The organism is Kitasatospora sp. NPDC094019 (genome assembly GCF_044764505.1).
GTDB lineage: Bacteria > Actinomycetota > Actinomycetes > Streptomycetales > Streptomycetaceae > Kitasatospora.
In genome coordinates, this window is sequence record NZ_JBIWIF010000005.1 from 153,029 (window position 1) to 172,443 (window position 19,415).

The following is a 19,415-nucleotide window of genomic DNA, read 5'->3' on the forward strand; positions in this document are numbered from 1 at the left end:
CATGGAAATGGGGGGCACCCGGCGGTACTGGTGCCCCCCACTGCGGTGTGGCTAGTTGGCGCGGCCGGCGTTGATCAGCTCGGCGTGCTCCTGGAGCGACATGACGCCGACCTCGTCGCGCAGCAACCGGTCGATGCCCTGGACGGCTGCGCCCATGGCCTGCACGGTGGTCAGGCAGGGCACCGCGCGGGCGACGGCGGCGGTGCGGATCTCGTAGCCGTCGAGGCGGCCGCCGGTGCCGTACGGCGTGTTGATGATGAGGTCGACCTCACCGTCGTGGATCAGCTGGACGATGGTCCGCTCGCCGTTCGGGCCCTCGCCCTCGCTGTGCTTGCGCACCAGCGTCGACGGGATGCCGCCGCGCTGGAGCACCTCGGCGGTGCCGGCGGTGGCGAGCACCTCGAAGCCGAGGCTGACCAGCGCGCGGGCCGGGAAGACCAGGTTGCGCTTGTCCCGGTTGGCGACCGAGACGAAGACCTTGCCCTTGGTCGGCAGCGCGCCGTAGGCGCCGGCCTGGGCCTTGGCGTAGGCGGTGCCGAAGACCCGGTCCAGACCCATGACCTCGCCGGTGGAGCGCATCTCCGGGCCGAGGACGGTGTCCACGCCGCGGCCGTGGACGTCGCGGAAGCGGCTCCACGGCATCACGGCCTCCTTGACCGCGATCGGGGCGTCGGCCGGCAGGGTGCCGCCGTCGCCCTCGGCCGGGAGCATGCCCTCGGCGCGCAGCTCGGCGATGGTGGCGCCGAGCGAGACCCGGGCGGCGGCCTTGGCCAGCGGCACCGCGGTCGCCTTGGAGGTGAACGGCACGGTGCGCGAGGCGCGCGGGTTGGCCTCCAGGACGTAGAGGATGTCCCCGGAGAGCGCGAACTGGATGTTGATCAGACCGCGCACCCCGACGCCGCGGGCGATGGCCTCGGTGGAGGCGCGCAGCCGCTTGATGTCGTACCCGCCGAGGGTGATCGGCGGCAGGGCGCAGGCGGAGTCGCCGGAGTGGATGCCGGCCTCCTCGATGTGCTCCATGACGCCGCCGAGGTACAGCTCGGTGCCGTCGTAGAGCGCGTCGACGTCGATCTCCACCGCGTCGTCGAGGAAGCGGTCGATCAGCACCGGGTGCTCGGAGATCAGACCGGCGTGCCGCTCCAGGTAGGAGGCGAGCGACTCCTCGTCGTAGACGATCTCCATGCCGCGGCCGCCGAGCACGTAGGACGGGCGGGCGAGGACCGGGTAGCCGATCTCGTCGGCGATGGCCTTGGCCTCGGCGAAGGAGAAGGCGGTGCCGTGCTTGGGGGCGGGCAGGCCGGCGTCGCGCAGCACGCGGCCGAAGGCGCCGCGCTCCTCGGCCAGGTCGATGGCCTCCGGCTGGGTGCCGACGATCGGCACGCCGTTGTCCTTGAGCGCCTGGGCCAGGCCGAGCGGGGTCTGGCCGCCGAGCTGGACGATCACACCGGCGAGCGGTCCGGCCTGCTTCTCGGCGTGGACGATCTCCAGCACGTCCTCCAGGGTGAGCGGCTCGAAGTAGAGCCGGTCGGAGGTGTCGTAGTCGGTGGAGACGGTCTCCGGGTTGCAGTTGACCATGACGGTCTCGTACCCGGCGTCGGCGAGCGCGAAGGAGGCGTGCACGCAGGAGTAGTCGAACTCGATGCCCTGGCCGATGCGGTTCGGGCCGGAGCCGAGGATGATCACCGCGGGCTTGGTGCGCGGGGCGACCTCGTTCTCCTCGTCGTAGGACGAGTAGAAGTACGGGGTCTTGGCCGCGAACTCCGCCGCGCAGGTGTCGACGGTCTTGAAGACCGGGCGGATGCCCAGCGCGTGCCGGACCTCGCGGACCACGTCCGGGCGCAGGCCGCGGATCTCACCGACCTGGTGGTCGGAGAAGCCGTGCCGCTTGGCGTGGCGCAGCAGCTCGGGGGTGAGCTCGGGGGCCTCGGCCAGCTCGGCGGCGATCTCGTCGAGCAGGAAGAGCTGGTCGACGAACCAGGGGTCGATCCTGGTGAACTCGAACACCTCGTCCGGGGTGGCCCCGGCCCGGATGGCCTGCATCACGGTGTTGATCCGGCCGTCCGTCGGCACGACGGCCTTGGCCAGCAGTTCGGCCTTGTCGCCCACCGGGCCGACCCAGGTGAACTGGGAGCCCTTCTTCTCCAGCGAGCGCAGCGCCTTCTGCAGCGCCTCGGGGAAGTTGCGGCCCATGGCCATCGCCTCGCCGACCGACTTCATGGTGGTGGTGAGGGTGGCGTCGGCGCTCGGGAACTTCTCGAACGCGAACCGGGGCACCTTGACCACGACGTAGTCGAGGGCCGGCTCGAACGAGGCCGGGGTCTGCTCGGTGATGTCGTTGGGGATCTCGTCGAGGGTGTAGCCGACGGCCAGCTTGGCGGCGATCTTGGCGATCGGGAAGCCGGTCGCCTTGGAGGCCAGCGCCGAGGAGCGGGACACCCGCGGGTTCATCTCGATGACGATGACCCGGCCGTCGTCGGGGTTGACGGCGAACTGGATGTTGCAGCCGCCGGTGTCGACGCCGACCTCGCGGATCACGGCGATGCCGATGTCGCGCAGGATCTGGTACTCGCGGTCGGTGAGCGTCATCGCCGGGGCGACGGTGATCGAGTCACCGGTGTGCACGCCCATCGGGTCGAAGTTCTCGATCGAGCAGACGACCACGACGTTGTCGTTCTTGTCGCGCATCAGCTCCAGCTCGTACTCCTTCCAGCCGAGGATGGACTCCTCCAGGAGTACCTCGGTGGTCGGGGAGAGCGTCAGGCCCTGGCCGGCGATGCGGCGCAGCTCCTCCTCGTCGTGGGCGAAGCCGGAGCCGGCGCCGCCCATGGTGAAGGAGGGGCGGACGACGACCGGGTAGCCGCCGCCGAGGGTGTCGACCCCGGCGATGACCTCGTCCATGGTGTGGCAGATGACCGAGCGGGCGGACTCGCCGTGGCCGATCTTGGCGTTGACCGCCTCGACCACGCCCTTGAACAGCTCGCGGTCCTCGCCCTTGTTGATCGCCTCGACGTCGGCGCCGATCAGCTCGACGCCGTACTTCTCCAGCGTGCCGGCGGCGTGCAGGGAGATCGCGGTGTTGAGCGCGGTCTGGCCGCCCAGGGTGGGCAGCAGGGCGTCGGGGCGCTCCTTGGCGATGATCTTCTCGACGAACTCCGGGGTGATCGGCTCGACGTAGGTGGCGTCGGCGATCTCCGGGTCGGTCATGATCGTCGCCGGGTTGGAGTTCACCAGGACGACCCGCAGGCCCTCGGCCTTGAGGACGCGACACGCCTGCGTGCCCGAGTAGTCGAACTCGGCGGCCTGACCGATCACGATCGGGCCGGACCCGATGACCAGGACGGACTTGATGTCAGTGCGCTTAGGCACGCGGGCCCTCCATGAGCTTCACGAAACGATCGAAGAGGTACGCCGCGTCGTGCGGGCCGGCGGCGGCCTCCGGGTGGTACTGCACCGAGAAGGCGGGCACGTCCAGCGCCTGGAGGCCCTCGACCACATCGTCGTTGAGACAGACGTGGGAGACCTCGACCCGGCCGTAGGGCGTGTCGCTGACCTTGTCGAGCGGCGCGTTCACGGCGAAACCGTGGTTGTGGGCGGTCACCTCGACCTTGCCGGTGGTGCGGTCCTGCACCGGCTGGTTGATGCCGCGGTGGCCGTACTTGAGCTTGTAGGTGCCGAAGCCCAGCGCGCGGCCGAGGATCTGGTTGCCGAAGCAGATCCCGAAGAACGGGGTCTTCCGCTCCAGCACGCCCCGCGCCACCGCGACCTGGTGGTCGGCGGTCGCCGGGTCGCCCGGGCCGTTGGAGAAGAACACGCCGTCGGGGTTGACGGCGTAGACGTCCTCGATCGTCGCGTTCGCGGGCAGCACGTGCACCTCGATGCCGCGCTCGGCCATCCGCTGCGGGGTCATCGCCTTGATGCCGAGGTCCAGGGCGGCGACGGTGAAGCGCTTCTCACCGATCGCGGGCACCACGTACGGCTCGGTGGTGGCGACCTCGGCGCACAGGTCGGCGCCCTTCATCTCGGGCGAGGACTGCACCTTGGCGAGCAGCGCCGCCGGGTCGGCCAGGGCCTCGCCGGAGAAGATGCCGCAGCGCATGGCGCCGCGCTCGCGCAGGTGCCGGGTGAGCGCCCGGGTGTCGATACCGCTGATGCCGACGACGCCCTGGTTCACCAGTTCCTCGTCCAGCGAGCGGCGGGAGCGCCAGTTGGAGGCGACCCGGGAGGGGTCGCGGACGACGTATCCGGCGACCCAGATCTGCTTGGACTCGTCGTCCTCGTCGTTCCAGCCGGTGTTGCCGATCTGCGGGGCGGTCATCACGACCACCTGGCGGTGGTACGAGGGGTCGGTGAGGGTCTCCTGGTAGCCGGACATGCCGGTGTTGAAGACGGCCTCGCCGTAGGTCTCGCCGGTCGCGCCGTATGCCTGGCCCCGGAAGGTCCGGCCGTCCTCCAGGACGAGCACAGCGGGCACACGCTCCCGCCGTTGGCGCTGCGTGGTGGGGGCAGGTGCGGTCATGACGCGGCCTCTTCCGTCTTCTTCGTCGTCGTACGTGTTGCGATTTGAGCGACCGCCTCGACCCAGGCGGCGTGCTCGTCCGGATGGTCGAACCGGAACCCGGAGTCGAGCTCCGTCACCACGGACGTCCCCCCGGCCGGAGCCTGCGGGAGCGTCCAGGTGACGACGAGCAGCCCGGAGGGGACGACCTTGCCGGCGATCCCGGAGTCCGTCCGGGCACCGGTCAGGTGCTCGGCGGGGATCCAGAAGTCGACGTCACCCGGGCGCTGCACCAGCAGGCCGTTCTCGCCGAGGGTCAGATCGGCGCGGCTGCGGGTGCCCAGGCCGTGCGCGACGACCCGGTCGAGCCAGTTCCCGGCGGTGGTGGTGCCGTGGTACCGGCCGCTGGTCTCCAGGATGGTCCGGCCGGCGCGCTCCGGCACGGCGGGGAGCGGCGGGATCCCGGACTGCAGGGTGCGGCGCCAGTTCCAGCCCTGGCGCATCAGCCAGTACACGAGGCCGATGACCAGCAGCAGGCCGACCGTCCAGCCGATGTACCCGGGCCAGTTGGCGACCCTGGCCTGCTCCTGGGCCAGCAGGGCGGCGGTGCCCCCGGTCACGGAGCTCACGCCGGACCGCCCTGCTCGACCAGCTCGCCGGCCAGCACCGTGGCGGTGCCGCGCAGGAAGGTGGCGTGCACCCGACCGGGCAGGTCGAGGCCCTTGTAAGGGGTGTTGCGGGAGCGGGTGGCGAAGGTGTCGGGATTCACGGCACCACGGTACGCGGGATCGAAGAGCACCAGGTTGGCGGGCTCACCCACCGAGACCGGGCGGCCGTGGCCCGCGAGCCGGCCGATCCGGGCCGGGCGGTGCGACATCCGGTCCGCGACGCCCTCCCAGTTCAGCAGGCCGGTGTCGACCATGGTCTGCTGCACCACGGACAAGGCGGTCTCCAGGCCGACCATGCCCATCGCGGCCACGGCCCACTCGCAGTCCTTGTCCTCGGCCGGGTGCGGCGCGTGGTCGGTGGCGACGGCGTCGATGGTGCCGTCCGCCAGCGCCTTGCGCAGCGCCTGGACGTCCTCGGCGGTGCGCAGCGGCGGGTTGACCTTGTACACCGGGTCGTAGGAGCGGACCAGCTCGTCGGTCAGCAGCAGGTGGTGCGGGGTGACCTCGGCGGTGACGTCCCAGCCCTTGGCCTTGGCCCAGCGGACGATCTCGACCGAGCCGGCGGTGGAGACGTGGCAGATGTGCAGCCGGGATCCGACGTGCGCGGCGAGCAGCACGTCGCGGGCGATGATCGCCTCCTCCGCGACGGCCGGCCAGCCGCCCAGGCCGAGCTCGCCGGAGACCTGGCCCTCGTTCATCTGGGCGCCCTCGGTCAGCCGGGGCTCCTGCGCGTGCTGGGCGACGACGCCGTCGAACGCCTTCACGTACTCCAGCGCGCGGCGCATCATCACCGCGTCGTCGACGCACTTGCCGTCGTCGGAGAAGACCCGGACGCCGGCCGCGGACTCGTGCATGGCGCCCAGCTCGGCGAGCTTCTTGCCCTCCAGGCCGACGGTCACGGCGCCGACCGGCTGGACGTCGCAGAATCCGGACTCCTGGCCCAGCCGCCAGACCTGCTCGACCACGCCGGCGGTGTCGGCCACCGGGAAGGTGTTGGCCATGGCGTGGACGGCGGTGAAGCCGCCCTTGGCCGCGGCGCGGGTGCCGGTGAGGACGGTCTCGGCGTCCTCCCGGCCGGGCTCGCGAAGGTGGGTGTGCAGGTCGACCAGGCCGGGCAGGACGATCAGCCCGGTGGCGTCGATCTCGATGTCCGCCGTGGCGTCCAGCGCGGTGCCGATGGCCGCGATCGCGCCGTCGACGAGGTGGAGGTCCTGCGGAGCGCCGCCGAGGATCTGGGCGTTGCGGATCAGGTAGGTGACCATGGTGTTGGTTCGCTCGCTTCGCTCGTTCACTGGGCGGTCTCGCCGGAGTCGGTGCGGGGGGTGTCGGCGGCGGTGGCTCCGCCGAGCAGCAGGTAGAGCACGGCCATCCGGACGGAGACTCCGTTGGCGACCTGCTCGACCACGGTGCAGCGCGGCGAGTCGGCCACCTCGGCGGTGATCTCCATGCCGCGGACCATCGGGCCGGGGTGCATCACGATGGCGTGCTCGGGCAGCCGGGCCATCCGGGGGCCGTCCACGCCGTAGCGGCGGGTGTACTCGCGCTCGGTGGGGAAGAACGCGGCGTTCATCCGCTCGCGCTGGACCCGGAGCATCATCAGCGCGTCGGTCTTCGGCAGCACGCTCTCCAGGTCGTAGCTGACCTCGCAGGGCCAGTTCTCGATCCCGATCGGCAGCAGGGTCGGCGGGGCGACGAAGGTCACCTCGGCGCCGAGCGTGGTGAGCAGGTGGACGTTCGAGCGGGCGACCCGGCTGTGCAGGATGTCGCCGACGATGGTCACCCGCCGCCCGGCCAGGTCGTTGCCGGCGCCCGGGTTCAGGTGGCGGCGCATGGTGAAGGCGTCGAGCAGGGCCTGGGTGGGGTGCTCGTGGGTGCCGTCACCGGCGTTGATGACGCTGCCGTGCAGCCAGTCGGACTGGGCCAGCCGGGCCGGCGCGCCGGAGGCGTGGTGCCGGACCACGACCGCGTCGGCGCCCATCGCCTGGAGGGTCAGGGCGGTGTCCTTGAGGCTCTCGCCCTTGGAGACCGAGGAGCCCTTGGCGGAGAAGTTGATGACGTCGGCGGAGAGCCGCTTCTCGGCGACCTCGAACGAGGTCTTGGTGCGGGTCGAGTCCTCGAAGAAGAGGTTGACGACGGTGCGGCCGCGGAGGGTAGGGAGCTTCTTGACCGCCCGGCCGGACAGCTGGGCGAGTTCCTCGGCGGTGTCCAGGATGAGCAGCGCGTCGTCGCGGCTGAGATCGGCGGCGGACACGAGGTGGCGCTTCACGCGGGTTACTCCGGGAGGTGCGGTTCGGTGGCCCGGGAGGCCATGGCCTGGGACGAGCGCGCCGCGAAGTCGCGGTCGCCGACCAGCACGGCGTCCACGCCGTCACGGTCGGACAGGCGCACCTGGACCGCCTCGCGCAGCGAGGTGGGGAGGTTCTTGCCCACGTAGTCGGCGCGGATGGGCAGCTCGCGGTGGCCGCGGTCGACCAGGACGGCGAGCTGGACGGCGCGCGGGCGGCCGATGTCGTTGAGGGCGTCGAGCGCGGCGCGGATGGTCCGGCCGGAGAAGAGCACGTCGTCGACGAGGACGACCAGTCGGCCGTCGATGCCGCCGGGCGGGATCTCGGTGTGCTCCAGGGCGCGGGCGGGCTTCAGCCGCAGGTCGTCCCGGTACATGGTGATGTCCAGGGTCCCGAGCGGGATGTCCTGATCGGTGATCTGGGCGAGCCTGGCGTGCAGCCGGCGGGCGAGGTGGACGCCCCTGGTGTGGATGCCGAGCAGCACGACGTCCTCGGCGCCCTTGGCGCGTTCGACGATCTCGTGCGCTATCCGGGTGATGACCCGGGCGATGTCCGTGCCGTCCAGCACCTGGTGCGGCGGCCTCGGAGCGGATTCCTGGTGTGTGGTCATGCCGAAGCGGACCTCCTTCCCCGCCTCACGGGACGGGTCTTAAAGGATGTCGGGAGACCCCCGCCGACCTGCGGCGCGGGCTCCGGTCATGTTACCAGTGCGATTCCGCGGCCAACCGACGGCCATCGTTCCGCTTCTCCTGGTTCATGTGCCGGACGCACCCCTGATGCGGCCCATTCGCACGACTGCCCCATTCGGCTTGACGCAACTACCTCACTCTACGTAACCTCACAGTGAGTTACGAGACGGACGTCGAACCCACCGGTAACGGCGTCGGCAAACGCCCGTGACCCACCACTGAACGCGAAGCAATCTCGTCCGGGGAGATCAATGTCCAGCGACTACGCGAAGCAGCTCGGAGGCAAGCTCCGAGCCATCCGCACTCAGCAGGGACTCTCCCTGCACGGTGTCGAGGAGAAGTCCCAGGGGCGCTGGAAGGCAGTGGTCGTCGGCTCGTACGAGCGTGGCGACCGTGCGGTCACCGTGCAGCGGCTGGCCGAACTGGCGGAGTTCTACGGGGTCCCGGTACAGGAGCTGCTGCCCGGCGGTACGCCCGGCGGCGCGGCCGAGCCGCCGCCGCGCCTGGTCCTCGACCTGGAGAGACTGACCCAGGTCCCGTCCGAGAAGGCCGGCCCGCTGCAGCGCTACGCGGCGACCATCCAGAGCCAGCGCGGCGACTACAACGGCAAGGTGCTGTCGATCCGCCAGGACGACCTGCGCACCCTGGCCGTGATCTACGACCAGTCGCCGTCGATCCTCACCGAGCAGCTCATCTCCTGGGGCGTGCTCAACCCCGACGCGCGCCGCGCGGTGCGCGAGGAGGAGGCGGGCTGAGTCACGGCCCCACGGTTCCCGGCAGCCCGGTTCGCGGCCCACGGAGCGGGCGCGGGAACGGCGAACACCAGCAGAAACGTCACGGCGCGGCCCCCGCACGGGGCGCCGCGCCGCGGCCTTTCGGCGGGCCCGGCCGCGGCCGCCCGCGCGCCCCCGCCCGCCCGGCCGGGCGCCCGTTCGGGTGCCCCGTCGCGTCCCCCGTGCGCCCCGCGCGCCCGCCCCGGCGATCAGCAGACCGTCTCCAGCCGGTAGCCCGGCTCGGCCGCCACGCCGTCCAGCCGCACCGGACCCGCCGCGGGCGCCCACACCCGCCCCTCGCTGGCCCAGGCCCAGGCCGTCGGCCGGTACTCCCCGCAGGCCGCCGCCGAGCCCTGCGCGCCGTGCAGCACCGCGAGTCCGGGCAGTCCCCGGGCCAACCCGGCGCAGAACACCGCGCAGAGCAGTTCGAGGTCCTCGTCGTTGATCCGCACCACGCCGTCCTCCCACTGGAGCACCCGGGCCGCCGCGGTCAGCCGCCCGCCGGGGGCGTCCACCGAGAGCCGCAGCTCGTAGACACCGCTGCCGGCCCCGAGCAGCATCCGCCGGAACACGTCGGCGCCCTGCTCGTAGGCGCCGCGCACGGTCTCGTCGCGCTCCCCGTGGAGGCGTCCGTCGAGCAGCAGGTCGGCGTGCCGCAGGGTCAGCCCGTTCTCCCGGGCCCGCACCAGCCGGGGCAGGAAGTCGCCGACCAGGTCCTCGCCCTGATAGGTCAACAGCTGGGTGCGCAGCGGCGGATTGACCAGGTAGCGCTCACGGGCGGCCGGCTCGGCCGGGTCGAGGCCGTGCAGCAGGCAGAACTCCGCGAAGTCCTGCGGGTGGAACATCCGCGCCCGGACGGTGTCGAAACGCCGCCGGGCGTCGGTGAGCAGCTCGGCGGTCTCGGCGAGGTACCGCTCGTGGTCCGGGGCGTCCGACAGCTGCCAGGCGCGGGCCCGCTCGAAGTCCGCCGCGCTGGTGAGCACCCCGATCACGAACGCCTGGCCGACCCCCTCGGACCGCTGCCGCTCGCAGCCCTCGGCGGCGGCGCGCGGACGGACCCGGGGGCGGTGGCCGGCGGCGGTGCAGTCGGGGGTGCGGCGGGCGCGGCCGTTGCGGCTCATCGGGGCTCCTCGGGCGGGGCGGGCGGGCGGCGGCGGGTGCACCGCCGACCATGTCCTCCCCCGCCCCGCGTGGCGCACACGTACGACGTGTCACAGGACTGTAACCGAGGGTGAATCAGATGTTTGGGGTCACGCACGGTTGTGCGTCCGAGCGGTCACGCCCCGCGCATCCGCCCCGCGCGAGGCACAAACGTCACACCCCGTGCCCGCCCGCTCACACCATTTCAGCCATCCGCGCCCGCGCGCACACTCCGCCGAGCGCCCCCCCCTTCCGCCCGAGCGCCCCACCCCGAGCGCCCCACCCCGAACCCCCGGAGGCGAGCGGGCGACTCCCACCCCGGGGCCCCACCCGCCGGCGGGCGACTACCTGGGCACGCGCGCCAGTTGGCGGGACTGGGCGACCAGGCGGCCGGTCTCGTCCCAGACCTCGGCGTCCTCCTCGAAGTACCCGCCCGCCAGGTTCCGGGTCGCGTGCACGACCCGCAGCCAGCCCGGGGCGGGCCTGGCCCGCAGATGCACCGTCAGTTCCACGGTCGGCGCCCAGCCCGGCATCCCGAGGTCGAAGGTGACCGGCGGCAGCGCGTCGGCGACCAGCAGGAGCAGCAGCGGGTCGGGCTCGCGGCCGTCGGCGAGCCGGAACCAGCCCTGGATCCGGCCGGTGCCGGAGGGCTGTCCGAGCGCCCAGCCGATGGTCGCCGGGTCGAGCCGCATGTCGAACCGCTCCAGCAGGGCGGCCTGCGTGAGCAGTTCCTTGGGCGCGTGCTCGACGCCGACGCACTGGTCCGGCGGCGGCAGCTGCGGCGGGGTGGCACTGGTGCGCACCTCCCCGTCGTGGGTGGCGAGGTCGCCGTGGGTGGCGAGCACCCGCAGCCGTTCCACACCGCCCTGGCTGAGCGAGGCGGTACCGGTGGAGAGCGTGCGGCCGGTACGGACGATGTCGGTGCGCACGGTGGCCGGTCCGGGGGTGGCGGCGGAGAGGTAGTAGCCGCTGATCGACACCGGGTCGGTGTGGTCGGCGCTCTCCGGGCGGGCGGTGTGCGCGAGCGTGAGCGCGTGGCCGGCGACGGCCAGCAGCAGTCCGCCGTTGACGCCGCCGCCGATCTGCCAGCCGGCGCCGAGTTCGCCGTCGTACCGGTCGGGCTCGTCCGGGTGCGGGGTGAGGGCGATGCCCTGGTCGAACTCGCTGCGGATCGCCGTGGTCATGGGGGGTGGCCTGCCCTTCGCTACGCGGTCGTCGGCGGGCGTGGGCCGCCGTCGCACCAGGTTACTGGCGAGTAGATCCACCATACGCCGCCCGGGTGAACACACCGAACGGCCGCCGGACCGTTTCCGGTCCGACGGCCGTCGGTACGGGTGCGCCTCAGCGGCGGATGCTCGGCTTGAGCTCCATGAAGCGGGCCAGCAGACCGTTGACGAACGCCGGGGAGTCGTCGGTGGAGTACTCCTTGGCGATCTCCACCGCCTCGTCGACGACGACCGCGTCCGGAACGCTGTCCTCCCAGATCAGCTCGTACGCGCCGAGCCGCAGGACGTTGCGGTCCGCGATCGGCATCCGGTCGAGCGTCCAGCCGACCGAGTACTGGGAGATCAGGTCATCGATCCGGCGGGCGTACTGGACGTACCCCTCGACCAGCTCCATGGTGTACTCGGCGACCTGCGGGGTGCCCTCGTCCGGCTTGGGCTCCCGGGCCCGGGCCACCCAGTCGGCGAGGACCGTCAGCGGGTCGACCCCGCGGTGGTCGGCCTCGAACAGGATCTGGAAGGCTCGCGTGCGGGCCTTGGTGCGTGCGGACGACACGGACTTACTTCACCCGGCCGAGGTAGCTGCCGTCGCGGGTGTCGACCTTGACCTTCTCGCCGGTGGTGACGAAGAGCGGCACCTGGATCTCGGCGCCGGTCTCCAGCGTGGCCGGCTTGGTGCCACCGGTGGAGCGGTCGCCCTGGACGCCCGGCTCGGTCTCGGCGATGACCAGCTCGACGGCGGCCGGGAGCTCGATGTACAGCACCGCGCCGTCGTTCACGGCGACGAGGGCGTCGAAGCCCTCCAGCAGGTACTTGGCGGCGTCACCGACGACGACCGGCTCGATGGTCAGCTGGTCGAAGGTGTCCATGTCCATGAACACGTAGTTCTCGCCGTCCTTGTACGAGAACTGCATCGTGCGCTTGTCGACGTTGGCGGTCTCGACCTTGGTGCCGGCGTTGAAGGTCTTGTCGACGACCTTGCCCGTCAGGACCTCCTTGAGCTTGGTGCGCACGAAGGCCGGGCCCTTGCCGGGCTTGACGTGCTGGAACTCGACGACGGACCAGAGCTTCCCGCCGTCCAGCTTGAGGACCATGCCGTTCTTGAGATCGTTCGTGGAAGCCACGGGCGCACTAACTCCTGGATATAGCTGTCAAGGAACCAAGGGATCGCGTCCTGTGGCACACCTGCGTCACAGGGCGAGGAGCTCCTTGGTGGTGATGGTGAGCAGCTCGGGCCCGCCCTCCTCAAGGGGGCGCACCACGAGCGTGTCCTCGATCCGGACCCCGCCGCGTCCCGGGAGGTGGACCCCCGGGCCGACGGTGACCGGCACGCGGCTGTCCAGTTTACCCATGTCCGTGGGGCCGAGACGCGGTGCCTCCCGGATCTCCAGTCCGATGCCGTGGCCGACCGGGTGCGGAGAGCCCTCGGCGTGCCCGGCGGACTGGAGGATCTCCCGCGCCGCCTGGTCCGGCACGTGCTGCTCGACCCCCGGTCCGAGCGCCTCCCGGCCGGCCCGCTGGGCCCGGAAGACCAGCCGGTGCAGCTCCACCTGCCAGGGGGCCGGGGCCGCGCCGATCACGAAGGTCCGGGCGGTCGAGACCCCGTAGCCCCGGTACCGGGCACCGAGCACCACGGTCAGGAAGTCGCCCTCCTCGACCCGGCGGTCGGTGGGCTGGTGCGCCTGCTGCCCGGAGTGGCTGCCGGTGCCGACCGAGACCGGGAACGCGGCGCGGTCCGCGCCGTGGTCGATCATCCGGCGCTCCAGCTCCATCGCCAGGTGCCGTTCGGTCCGGCCGACCAGGATCGACTCCAGCAGTTCGCCGAGCGCCTGGTCGGCGATCTCCGCGGCGATCCGCAGATCGGCGATCTCGTACTCGTCCTTGACCACCCGCAGCCGCTCGACCGCCTGTCCGACGTCCGCCAGCCTGGCGCCCTCGACCAGCCCGGCCACGGCCCGGTGCCGGGTGACCGTGAGATCGTGCTCCTCCACCGCCAGCCCGGCCACCCGCAGCCGCGCCGCGGCGCCGGCCGCGGCCAGCGCGGTGTCCGCCCCGGCCGGCACCTCCAGCCGGGTCAGCTCGGGGGCGATCAGGTGCTCCCCCGTGTCGTCCGGCGGCAGGTCGTCCGGCAGCGCCAGCAGCGCCCGGTCCCGGGTCAGCAGCAGGGTCGCCCCGCACGGCGGACACCCGGTGAGGTACCGCACGTTCGCCGCCCGGGTGATCAGCGCCGCGTCGGCCCCGGACGCACTGCAGTGCTCCCGCAACCGCTCCCGCCGGCCCGCGTACGCATCAGCCATGCGTCGAGCCTACGAACCCCGCCCCCGTTCCGCCCGCCGAACGCCCCCACCCGGGCCCGGGCGGGACTACTCGGTGCCGCCCGCGGGGGTCGGGGCAGGGGCCGCCGGGGCAGGGGCCGGGGTCGGGACGGGGGCCCACTTCCGTTCGACGCCGGCGAGGCGCCAGTAGGCGATGGCGGCGGCCCAGACGACGACGAACAGGGCGACGATGGCGTAGCCGACGTTGTCCAGGGTGATGTCGGCGATCCAGCCGGTCACGGGGTCGGTGAGGTCGAGCTTCTCGTGCAGGACGCCCACCAGTTCGATGGTGCCGATGACGAAGGCCACCGCGATGGACAGTCCGGTGATGGTCAGGTTGTAGTACACCTTGCGCACCGGGTTGGAGAACGCCCACTGGTAGGCGAAGTTCATGAAGGTGCCGTCCAGGGTGTCGAACAGGCTCATCCCCGCCGCGAACAGCAGCGGCAGGCAGACGATCGCGTACCAGGGCAGGCCGGAGGCCGCGCCGGAGCCGGCCATCACCATCAGGGTGACCTCGGTCGCGGTGTCGAAGCCCAGGCCGAGCACCATGCCGACCGGGAACATCTGGCCGGGGCGGGTGATCGAGCGGGTGGCCCGGTTCAGCACCCGGGCCAGCAGGCCGCGCGAGTTGAGGTGGTCCTCCAGCTCGGCCTCGTCGAACCGGCCCTCCCGCATCGAGCGGAAGACCTTGAGGATGCCGAACAGCGCGGCCAGGTTGAGCGCGCCGATCAGGTAGAGGAAGACCCCGGAGGCCGAGGTGCCGACCACTCCCAGCCACTGGTGGGTGGCGGAGTCGTCGTCCATCAGGGTGCTGGCCAGCTGCGCGCCGCCCGCCACCAGGGCGGCCATCAGCACCACCATCGAGGAGTGCCCGAGCGCGAACCAGAAGCCGACCGAGACCGGCCGCTTGCCGTCCGCCATCAGCTTCCGGGTGGTGTTGTCGATCACCGCGATGTGGTCGGCGTCGAAGGCGTGCCGCATGCCGAGGGTGTAGGCGGTGATGCCCAGGCCCACCCCGAAGACCTGGGTTCCCACCTCGTACTTCTCCGGCGCGACCAGGAAGATCAGCGTGCCGAAGGCCACCACGTGCATGGCCAGGATCACGCCCATCAGGCCGGCCGTCCGCACGGTGTCCTCCCGCCGCCAGCGGAAGGTGGGCAGGGGGGCGGGCGCCGCCGGGGCGGCGACGGTTTCGGGCAGGGTCATCCTGGGATCACGCTCCAGCACCTCGTGGAAATACCTCGTGAGATGCCGCGGCCGATCTCCTGGCTGACGGGGCTCCCGTACCCGCCTTCCCAGGCGCGCGAGGCGCCCAGTGGCGACGTGGGTACGGACACTTCCCCCCGATCACAGTGGCGAGGGCCGCTCCGGACTGGGACCCCTGAGGATCCGTCACCGGTCTTCCCGAACACCACGGCGGGGAACACCGTAGGTGGCGGAGCACGACCCTTGCAAGGCTGCGCACCTGCGCAGGTGTCCAGGATCACAGCGCCCCGCCTGCGAGAATGGCCCGCATGCATCTCGTACCGGCCGACCGCGCGGGCCACCGCACCATCGACGGGCACCGGGTCTGCGAGGCCATCGCGGCGATCGGCGACACCGCCCGCGTCCGCTCCTGGGCCGAGCGCTTCTCGCTGCTCGCCGACCCCGGGCGGCTCGCCCTGCTGCTCGCGCTGCACCGCACCGGACCGCTCGCCGTCACCGACCTGGCGGTCGCCACCGGCATGCGCGACCCCGCCGTCTCGCAGGCCCTGCGGCTGCTGCGGACGGCCGGGGTGGTGAGCGGCGAGAAGGAGGGGCGCGTCGTGCGCTACCGGCTCGTGGACGCGGACCTGCGCCCCCTGCTGGACGCCTGCGCCGTCGACGCCCCCGCCCATCCGGAGCACGACGCCGCGACCGGCTGACCCGGTCCGGCCGGAGGGCCGGTCAGCGGGCCGGGGTGCCGGCCGGCTGGCAGGACGGGCACCAGAACAGGTTGCGGGAGGCGTGCTCCTCGGTCCGGACCTCGGTGCCGCAGACCAGGCACGGCATCCCGGCCCGGCGGTAGACGTACACCTCGCCGCCGTGGTCGTCGACCCGCGGCGGGCGGCCCATCGCCTCGGGGGTGTGCTCGGGGCGCACGGTGTCGATCCGGCCCGCGCCGACACCCTCGCGCATCAGCACGACCAGGTCGGCCCAGATCGCGTCCCACTCGGCCCGGAGCAGCTCGCGTCCCGTCCGGTGCGGATCGATACCGTGCCGGAACAGCACCTCGGCCCGGTAGACGTTCCCCACCCCGGCCAGCACCTTCTGGTCCATCAGCAGGGCCGCCACCGTCGTCCGGCTGGCCGTCATCCGCCGCCAGGCGGCGTCCGGGTCGGCGTCGGACCGCAGCGGGTCCGGCCCGAGCCTGGCCGCCACCGCGGCCTTCTCGGCGCCCGTGATCAGCGCGCAGGTGTTGGGACCGCGCAGGTCGGCGACGTGCTCGTCGTTCTCCAGCCGCAGCCGCACCAGACCGACCGGGGGCGGTACCGGACCGTCGCCGATCGCGCCGAAACCGAAGCCCCCGTAGAGGCCGAGGTGGATGTGCACCCAGGCGTCCTCCCCGAAGCCGAGGAACAGGTGCTTGCCGACCGCCTCCGCCGCCTCCAGCTCCCGCCCGTCGATCAGCTTCGCGCCGTCCGCGAACCGCCCCTGCGGACTGCTGGCACGGACCGCCCGGCCACCGAAGGCACGGTGGTTCTCGGCGGCGAGGCGGTGGATGATGTGGCCTTCCGGCACGGGCGCGGCTCCCCCCGGTGGAACGTTCAGGACCCGTCCATCATCGCAGTCGGCACCGACAGGCCCCGCCCGCCCGCGGGCCCGGAACCGCCCGGCCGCCCGCCGCCGTCCGGGCCGCTCAGCGCACCGGGATGCCCATCAGCCGGGCCAGGATCACCCGGTCCAGCTCGGCCGCGGTGGCGGCCACGTCGAGGTGGGAGTTGTCGATGATCGGCAGCCCGGAGTTGTACCAGCCGGCCATCCGGCCGTGGATCCGGGCCACCTCCTCGTCGCCCAGCCGGCGGTTCCCGCTGCGCCGGGCGTTGCGGTGGAGCACCGAGTCGAGGCTCGGCAGCAGCACCACCGGGATCATGCCGGGCCCGATGTGCCGCTTCCAGCCGCCGAGGCCGATCGCCGGGCGGTCCGGGAAGACCGCGTCGTCGATGATGCAGGAGATGCCGTTGGCGAGGTAGTTGCGGCAGGCGAAGCCACAGGTCCGGCGGGCCAGCCGGTACTGCGCCTCGGAGGCGTTGTTCCAGCCGGACTGCGGGTTGGCGAAGCCGGACTGCACCCACTCCCGGACGTCGTCGAGGCTGATGTGGGCGGTCGGGCTGGGGCGCCGCTCGGCCCAGTGGCGGGCGACGGTGGTCTTGCCGGCACCGGCCGGACCGATCAGCAGCACCGCGATCGGGCCGGTGGGCGCGTGCTGCTGCGGCGGGCGGGCGGGGAGCTGGACCGGCGCCCCGGAGGGCAGCAGGAAGTGCCCGGTGGACCCGGCGGGCACCGGGGCCGGCGCGGGCGGCGCGGCCGGAGCCGGGGCGGGCGCGGGCGCCGGGGCGGGCGCCGGGGCGGGCGGAGGGGACGGCAGAACCGGCAGCGGAACGGTCGGCGGCCCCGAGGAGTCCGTCGAAGCGGCCACCGGAACACTCACCGGCACAGGCACCGGCACCACCAACGGCAACGGCAACGGCATCGGCACAGGCACCGTCCCGGCCGCCACCGGATACCCCGGCACCGGCGGAGCGACGGGACGTGGGGGGACGGATCCACCCCCGGCGTACTGCGTCACGGCACCTCCCGACTTCCTTCAGCGGGACACTACACGGCGGTGGGGGGGGGGGGGCCGCCCCCCCCCCCCCCCCCCCCCCCCCCCCCCCCCCCGCCCCCCCCCCCCCCCGCCCCCCCCCCCCCCCCCCCCCCCCCCCCCCCCCCCCCCCCCCCCCCCCCCCCCCCCCCCCCCCCCCCCCCCCCCCCCCGGCGGGGCGCCCCCCCCCCCCCCCCCCCCCCCCCCCCCCCCCACGACGGCGGTTACTGCCGCCGGACCCCGGCCGCGCGGGACTCTGAGGTGGTGCGAAGGACACCACCGGCAGGGGAGAGGACCCGGACGATGGACACGGGAGAGGTCGCCGCCTTCAGGGGCGTCGGCAAGAGTTACGGACGGGTACGGGCGGTGGACGGCCTCGACCTGGTGCTGCGGCCGGGCGAGACCGTCGCCCTGCTCGGCCCGAACGGGGCCGGCAAGTCCAGCAGTCTCGATCTGCTGCTCGGCCTGCGCGAGCCCGACCGGGGCAGCGTCACGCTGTTCGGCGGCCCCCCGCGGGCCGCGATCGCGGCCGGTCGGGTCGGCGCGATGCTGCAGAGCGGCGGCCTGATGACGGACGTCAAGGTCCGCGAACTGGTGCGGCTCGCCTGCGAGGTCCACCCGCGCGGCCGGTCCGTCGCCGAGGTGCTCGACGACGCGGGTGTCACCGAACTCGCCGAACGCCGCGTCGACAAGCTCTCCGGCGGCCAGGAGCAGCGGGTCCGGTTCGCCCTCGCCATCGCCGGGGCCAACGACCTGATCGTCCTGGACGAGCCCACCACCGGCATGGACGTCTCGGTCCGGCAGTCCTTCTGGGCGAGCATGCGGGCCCAGGCCGACGCCGGCCGCACGGTGCTGTTCGCCACCCACTACCTGGAGGAGGCCGACTCGATCGCCGACCGCGTCCTCGTCCTGCACCGGGGCCGGCTGATCGCCGACGGCAGCTCGGCCGAGATCAAGGCCCGGGCCGGCGCCCGCCGGATCACCTTCGAGCTGCACGAGGCGGACGGCCCGTTCGACGAGGCGCCGCTGCGCCGGCTGCCCGGTGTGCAGGGCCTGGAGGTCACGGCGCGGGTCCCGGGCACGCGGACGGTGCGGATCCGCACCTCCGACGCGGACGCCGCCGTCGCCGCGGTCTACCGGGCGGGGCTCTACCCGCGCGGTCTCGAAGTCACCGGGCTGGGCCTGGAGCAGGCGTTCCTGACCATCACCGGCGAGCAGGACGCCGCCGAGTCCACCGAGTTCGCCGGGTCGACCGGGACCGTGCCGGAGCGTGTGCGATGACCACCCTGATCCGGCTGGAGATCCTGCGGACCCTCCGCAACCGGCGCTACCTGCTCTTCACGATCGCCTACCCGGCGCTGATGTACTTCTTCTTCATCCACGCCTACAGCGCGGACAAGCTGGCCGCCGGCCTCCCGGTGAAGACCTACTTCATGGTCTCGATGGCCACCTTCGGCGCGGTCGGCGCGGTGCTGACCGGCAGCGCGCAGCGGATCTCGCTGGAGCGCAGGAGCGGCTGGGTGCGCCAGCTGCGGCTGACCGCGCTGCCCGGCCGGGCGTACACCGTCGGCAAGATCGCCGCCGCGGCGGTCACCACCCTGCCCGCGATCCTGGTGGTCTTCGCGGTCGGCGCGAGCCAGGGCGTCTCCCTGACGGCCGGGCAGTGGACCGGCCTGGTGGCCGCGCTGTGGCTGGGCAGCTTCGTCTTCGCGGCGCTCGGAGTGGCCCTCGGGTACGCGGCGGGGCCGGACTCGGTGCAGAGCATCGTGATGATCGCCTACATGGCGATGGCCCTGTTCGGCGGGACGTGGTTCCCGGTCGACGGCTCGCTGGAGTCCTTCGCCCGGTTCGACCCGGTCTACCTGTACAACCGGCTGGCGACCTTCGTCCAGCCCGGGCAGTCCCTGGACACCGCCGCCGTCGCCGGACTGGCCGCGTTCCTCGCGGTGTTCGTCGCGGCCGCGGCGACCCTGTACCGCCGCGACACCCGACAGGCATGAT

General features: G+C 72.9%; 18 protein-coding genes and 1 riboswitch. Of the genes, 4 read left to right on the forward strand and 14 right to left on the reverse strand.

Annotation, left to right across the window (positions count from 1 at the left end; translation table 11 throughout):
- Window positions 1-51 precede the first annotated feature (51 nt).
- From carB to pyrR, 6 genes are read right to left on the reverse strand one after another with little or no spacing between them, the layout of a single operon-like run.
- The gene (gene carB, locus ACIQ9P_RS13090; RefSeq protein WP_402354289.1) at window positions 52-3,366 is read right to left on the reverse strand and encodes a carbamoyl-phosphate synthase large subunit; all 3,315 of its coding nucleotides are present in this window, start codon (window positions 3,364-3,366) and stop codon (window positions 52-54) included.
- A complete protein-coding gene (gene carA, locus ACIQ9P_RS13095; protein WP_402354292.1) occupies window positions 3,359-4,516 on the reverse strand; it encodes a glutamine-hydrolyzing carbamoyl-phosphate synthase small subunit in 1,158 nt (385 codons plus the stop codon). The genes carB and carA overlap by 8 nt, the downstream gene beginning before the upstream one ends.
- Entirely contained in the window at window positions 4,513-5,115 is a 603-nt protein-coding gene (locus tag ACIQ9P_RS13100) for a hypothetical protein (protein ID WP_402354942.1), read from the reverse strand. The genes carA and ACIQ9P_RS13100 overlap by 4 nt, the downstream gene beginning before the upstream one ends.
- Window positions 5,116-5,120: 5 nt before the next feature.
- Window positions 5,121-6,425 carry a dihydroorotase gene (locus ACIQ9P_RS13105; RefSeq protein WP_402354944.1) on the reverse strand — a complete coding sequence of 435 codons (1,305 nt, stop codon included), beginning with the start codon at window positions 6,423-6,425 and terminating at the stop codon, window positions 5,121-5,123.
- A gap of 26 nt (window positions 6,426-6,451) precedes the next feature.
- A complete protein-coding gene (locus tag ACIQ9P_RS13110) occupies window positions 6,452-7,429 on the reverse strand; it encodes an aspartate carbamoyltransferase catalytic subunit (RefSeq protein ID WP_402354295.1) in 978 nt (325 codons plus the stop codon).
- Between the two features lie 5 nt (window positions 7,430-7,434).
- Window positions 7,435-8,058 carry a bifunctional pyr operon transcriptional regulator/uracil phosphoribosyltransferase PyrR gene (gene pyrR / locus ACIQ9P_RS13115; protein ID WP_402354298.1) on the reverse strand — a complete coding sequence of 208 codons (624 nt, stop codon included), beginning with the start codon at window positions 8,056-8,058 and terminating at the stop codon, window positions 7,435-7,437.
- A gap of 330 nt (window positions 8,059-8,388) precedes the next feature.
- Here pyrR and ACIQ9P_RS13120 point away from each other — a divergent pair, with 330 nt between their 5' ends.
- Window positions 8,389-8,892 (forward strand): transcriptional regulator, encoded by a 504-nt coding sequence (locus tag ACIQ9P_RS13120; protein ID WP_045692870.1) that lies wholly within the window; start codon window positions 8,389-8,391, stop codon window positions 8,890-8,892.
- Window positions 8,893-9,119: 227 nt separating this feature from the next.
- Here ACIQ9P_RS13120 and ACIQ9P_RS13125 read toward each other — a convergent pair whose 3' ends face one another.
- The 6 genes from ACIQ9P_RS13125 to ACIQ9P_RS13150 all read right to left on the reverse strand — a co-directional run bounded on the left by ACIQ9P_RS13125 (window position 9,120) and on the right by ACIQ9P_RS13150 (window position 14,797).
- Window positions 9,120-10,031, reverse strand: coding sequence for a hypothetical protein (locus ACIQ9P_RS13125; protein WP_402354301.1), 912 nt, complete (start codon window positions 10,029-10,031; stop codon window positions 9,120-9,122).
- Between the two features lie 363 nt (window positions 10,032-10,394).
- Window positions 10,395-11,234, reverse strand: coding sequence for a thioesterase family protein (locus ACIQ9P_RS13130; protein WP_402354304.1), 840 nt, complete (start codon window positions 11,232-11,234; stop codon window positions 10,395-10,397).
- A gap of 157 nt (window positions 11,235-11,391) precedes the next feature.
- On the reverse strand, window positions 11,392-11,829 hold the full coding sequence (gene nusB, locus ACIQ9P_RS13135) for a transcription antitermination factor NusB (RefSeq protein WP_402354307.1): 438 nt from the start codon (window positions 11,827-11,829) through the stop codon (window positions 11,392-11,394).
- 4 nt (window positions 11,830-11,833) lie between these two features.
- The gene (efp, locus tag ACIQ9P_RS13140) at window positions 11,834-12,397 is read right to left on the reverse strand and encodes an elongation factor P (protein ID WP_266275326.1); all 564 of its coding nucleotides are present in this window, start codon (window positions 12,395-12,397) and stop codon (window positions 11,834-11,836) included.
- Window positions 12,398-12,463: 66 nt separating this feature from the next.
- Entirely contained in the window at window positions 12,464-13,570 is a 1,107-nt protein-coding gene (locus ACIQ9P_RS13145) for a M24 family metallopeptidase (RefSeq protein ID WP_402354311.1), read from the reverse strand.
- 66 nt (window positions 13,571-13,636) lie between these two features.
- Complete coding sequence (locus tag ACIQ9P_RS13150) at window positions 13,637-14,797, reverse strand: HoxN/HupN/NixA family nickel/cobalt transporter (RefSeq protein ID WP_402354314.1); 1,161 nt, start codon at window positions 14,795-14,797, stop codon at window positions 13,637-13,639.
- A gap of 31 nt (window positions 14,798-14,828) precedes the next feature.
- A riboswitch (cobalamin riboswitch) is annotated at window positions 14,829-15,022 on the reverse strand.
- An 83-nt stretch (window positions 15,023-15,105) separates the two neighbouring features.
- On the opposite strand from ACIQ9P_RS13150, the gene ACIQ9P_RS13155 reads away from it, so the two are divergent.
- The gene (locus ACIQ9P_RS13155; RefSeq protein ID WP_402354317.1) at window positions 15,106-15,495 is read left to right on the forward strand and encodes an ArsR/SmtB family transcription factor; all 390 of its coding nucleotides are present in this window, start codon (window positions 15,106-15,108) and stop codon (window positions 15,493-15,495) included.
- A gap of 22 nt (window positions 15,496-15,517) precedes the next feature.
- Here ACIQ9P_RS13155 and ACIQ9P_RS13160 read toward each other — a convergent pair whose 3' ends face one another.
- Together ACIQ9P_RS13160 and ACIQ9P_RS13165 are read right to left on the reverse strand one after the other, a co-directional pair.
- Window positions 15,518-16,351 (reverse strand): Fpg/Nei family DNA glycosylase, encoded by an 834-nt coding sequence (locus ACIQ9P_RS13160; protein ID WP_402354320.1) that lies wholly within the window; start codon window positions 16,349-16,351, stop codon window positions 15,518-15,520.
- Window positions 16,352-16,469: 118 nt separating this feature from the next.
- A complete protein-coding gene (locus ACIQ9P_RS13165; protein ID WP_402354323.1) occupies window positions 16,470-17,249 on the reverse strand; it encodes an AAA family ATPase in 780 nt (259 codons plus the stop codon).
- 468 nt (window positions 17,250-17,717) lie between these two features.
- Here ACIQ9P_RS13165 and ACIQ9P_RS13170 point away from each other — a divergent pair, with 468 nt between their 5' ends.
- Together ACIQ9P_RS13170 and ACIQ9P_RS13175 are read left to right on the forward strand one after the other, a co-directional pair.
- The gene (locus ACIQ9P_RS13170; protein ID WP_402354326.1) at window positions 17,718-18,695 is read left to right on the forward strand and encodes an ABC transporter ATP-binding protein; all 978 of its coding nucleotides are present in this window, start codon (window positions 17,718-17,720) and stop codon (window positions 18,693-18,695) included.
- Complete coding sequence (locus ACIQ9P_RS13175; RefSeq protein WP_402354329.1) at window positions 18,692-19,414, forward strand: ABC transporter permease; 723 nt, start codon at window positions 18,692-18,694, stop codon at window positions 19,412-19,414. Before ACIQ9P_RS13170 ends, ACIQ9P_RS13175 begins: the two co-directional genes overlap by 4 nt.
- The last annotated feature ends 1 nt before the right edge of the window (window position 19,415 follow it).

Coding starts and splice junctions, on each gene's coding strand:
- ACIQ9P_RS13145 (WP_402354311.1), bottom strand. CDS start 13,570: ATGGCTGATGCGTACGCGGGCCGGCGGGAGCGGTTGCGGGAGCACTGC.
- ACIQ9P_RS13105 (WP_402354944.1), bottom strand. CDS start 6,425: ATGGTCACCTACCTGATCCGCAACGCCCAGATCCTCGGCGGCGCTCCG.
- ACIQ9P_RS13155 (WP_402354317.1), top strand. CDS start 15,106: ATGCATCTCGTACCGGCCGACCGCGCGGGCCACCGCACCATCGACGGG.
- ACIQ9P_RS13120 (WP_045692870.1), top strand. CDS start 8,389: ATGTCCAGCGACTACGCGAAGCAGCTCGGAGGCAAGCTCCGAGCCATC.
- ACIQ9P_RS13125 (WP_402354301.1), bottom strand. CDS start 10,031: ATGAGCCGCAACGGCCGCGCCCGCCGCACCCCCGACTGCACCGCCGCC.
- pyrR (WP_402354298.1), bottom strand. CDS start 8,058: ATGACCACACACCAGGAATCCGCTCCGAGGCCGCCGCACCAGGTGCTG.
- ACIQ9P_RS13170 (WP_402354326.1), top strand. CDS start 17,718: ATGGACACGGGAGAGGTCGCCGCCTTCAGGGGCGTCGGCAAGAGTTAC.
- carA (WP_402354292.1), bottom strand. CDS start 4,516: ATGACCGCACCTGCCCCCACCACGCAGCGCCAACGGCGGGAGCGTGTG.
- ACIQ9P_RS13130 (WP_402354304.1), bottom strand. CDS start 11,234: ATGACCACGGCGATCCGCAGCGAGTTCGACCAGGGCATCGCCCTCACC.
- ACIQ9P_RS13175 (WP_402354329.1), top strand. CDS start 18,692: ATGACCACCCTGATCCGGCTGGAGATCCTGCGGACCCTCCGCAACCGG.
- ACIQ9P_RS13150 (WP_402354314.1), bottom strand. CDS start 14,797: ATGACCCTGCCCGAAACCGTCGCCGCCCCGGCGGCGCCCGCCCCCCTG.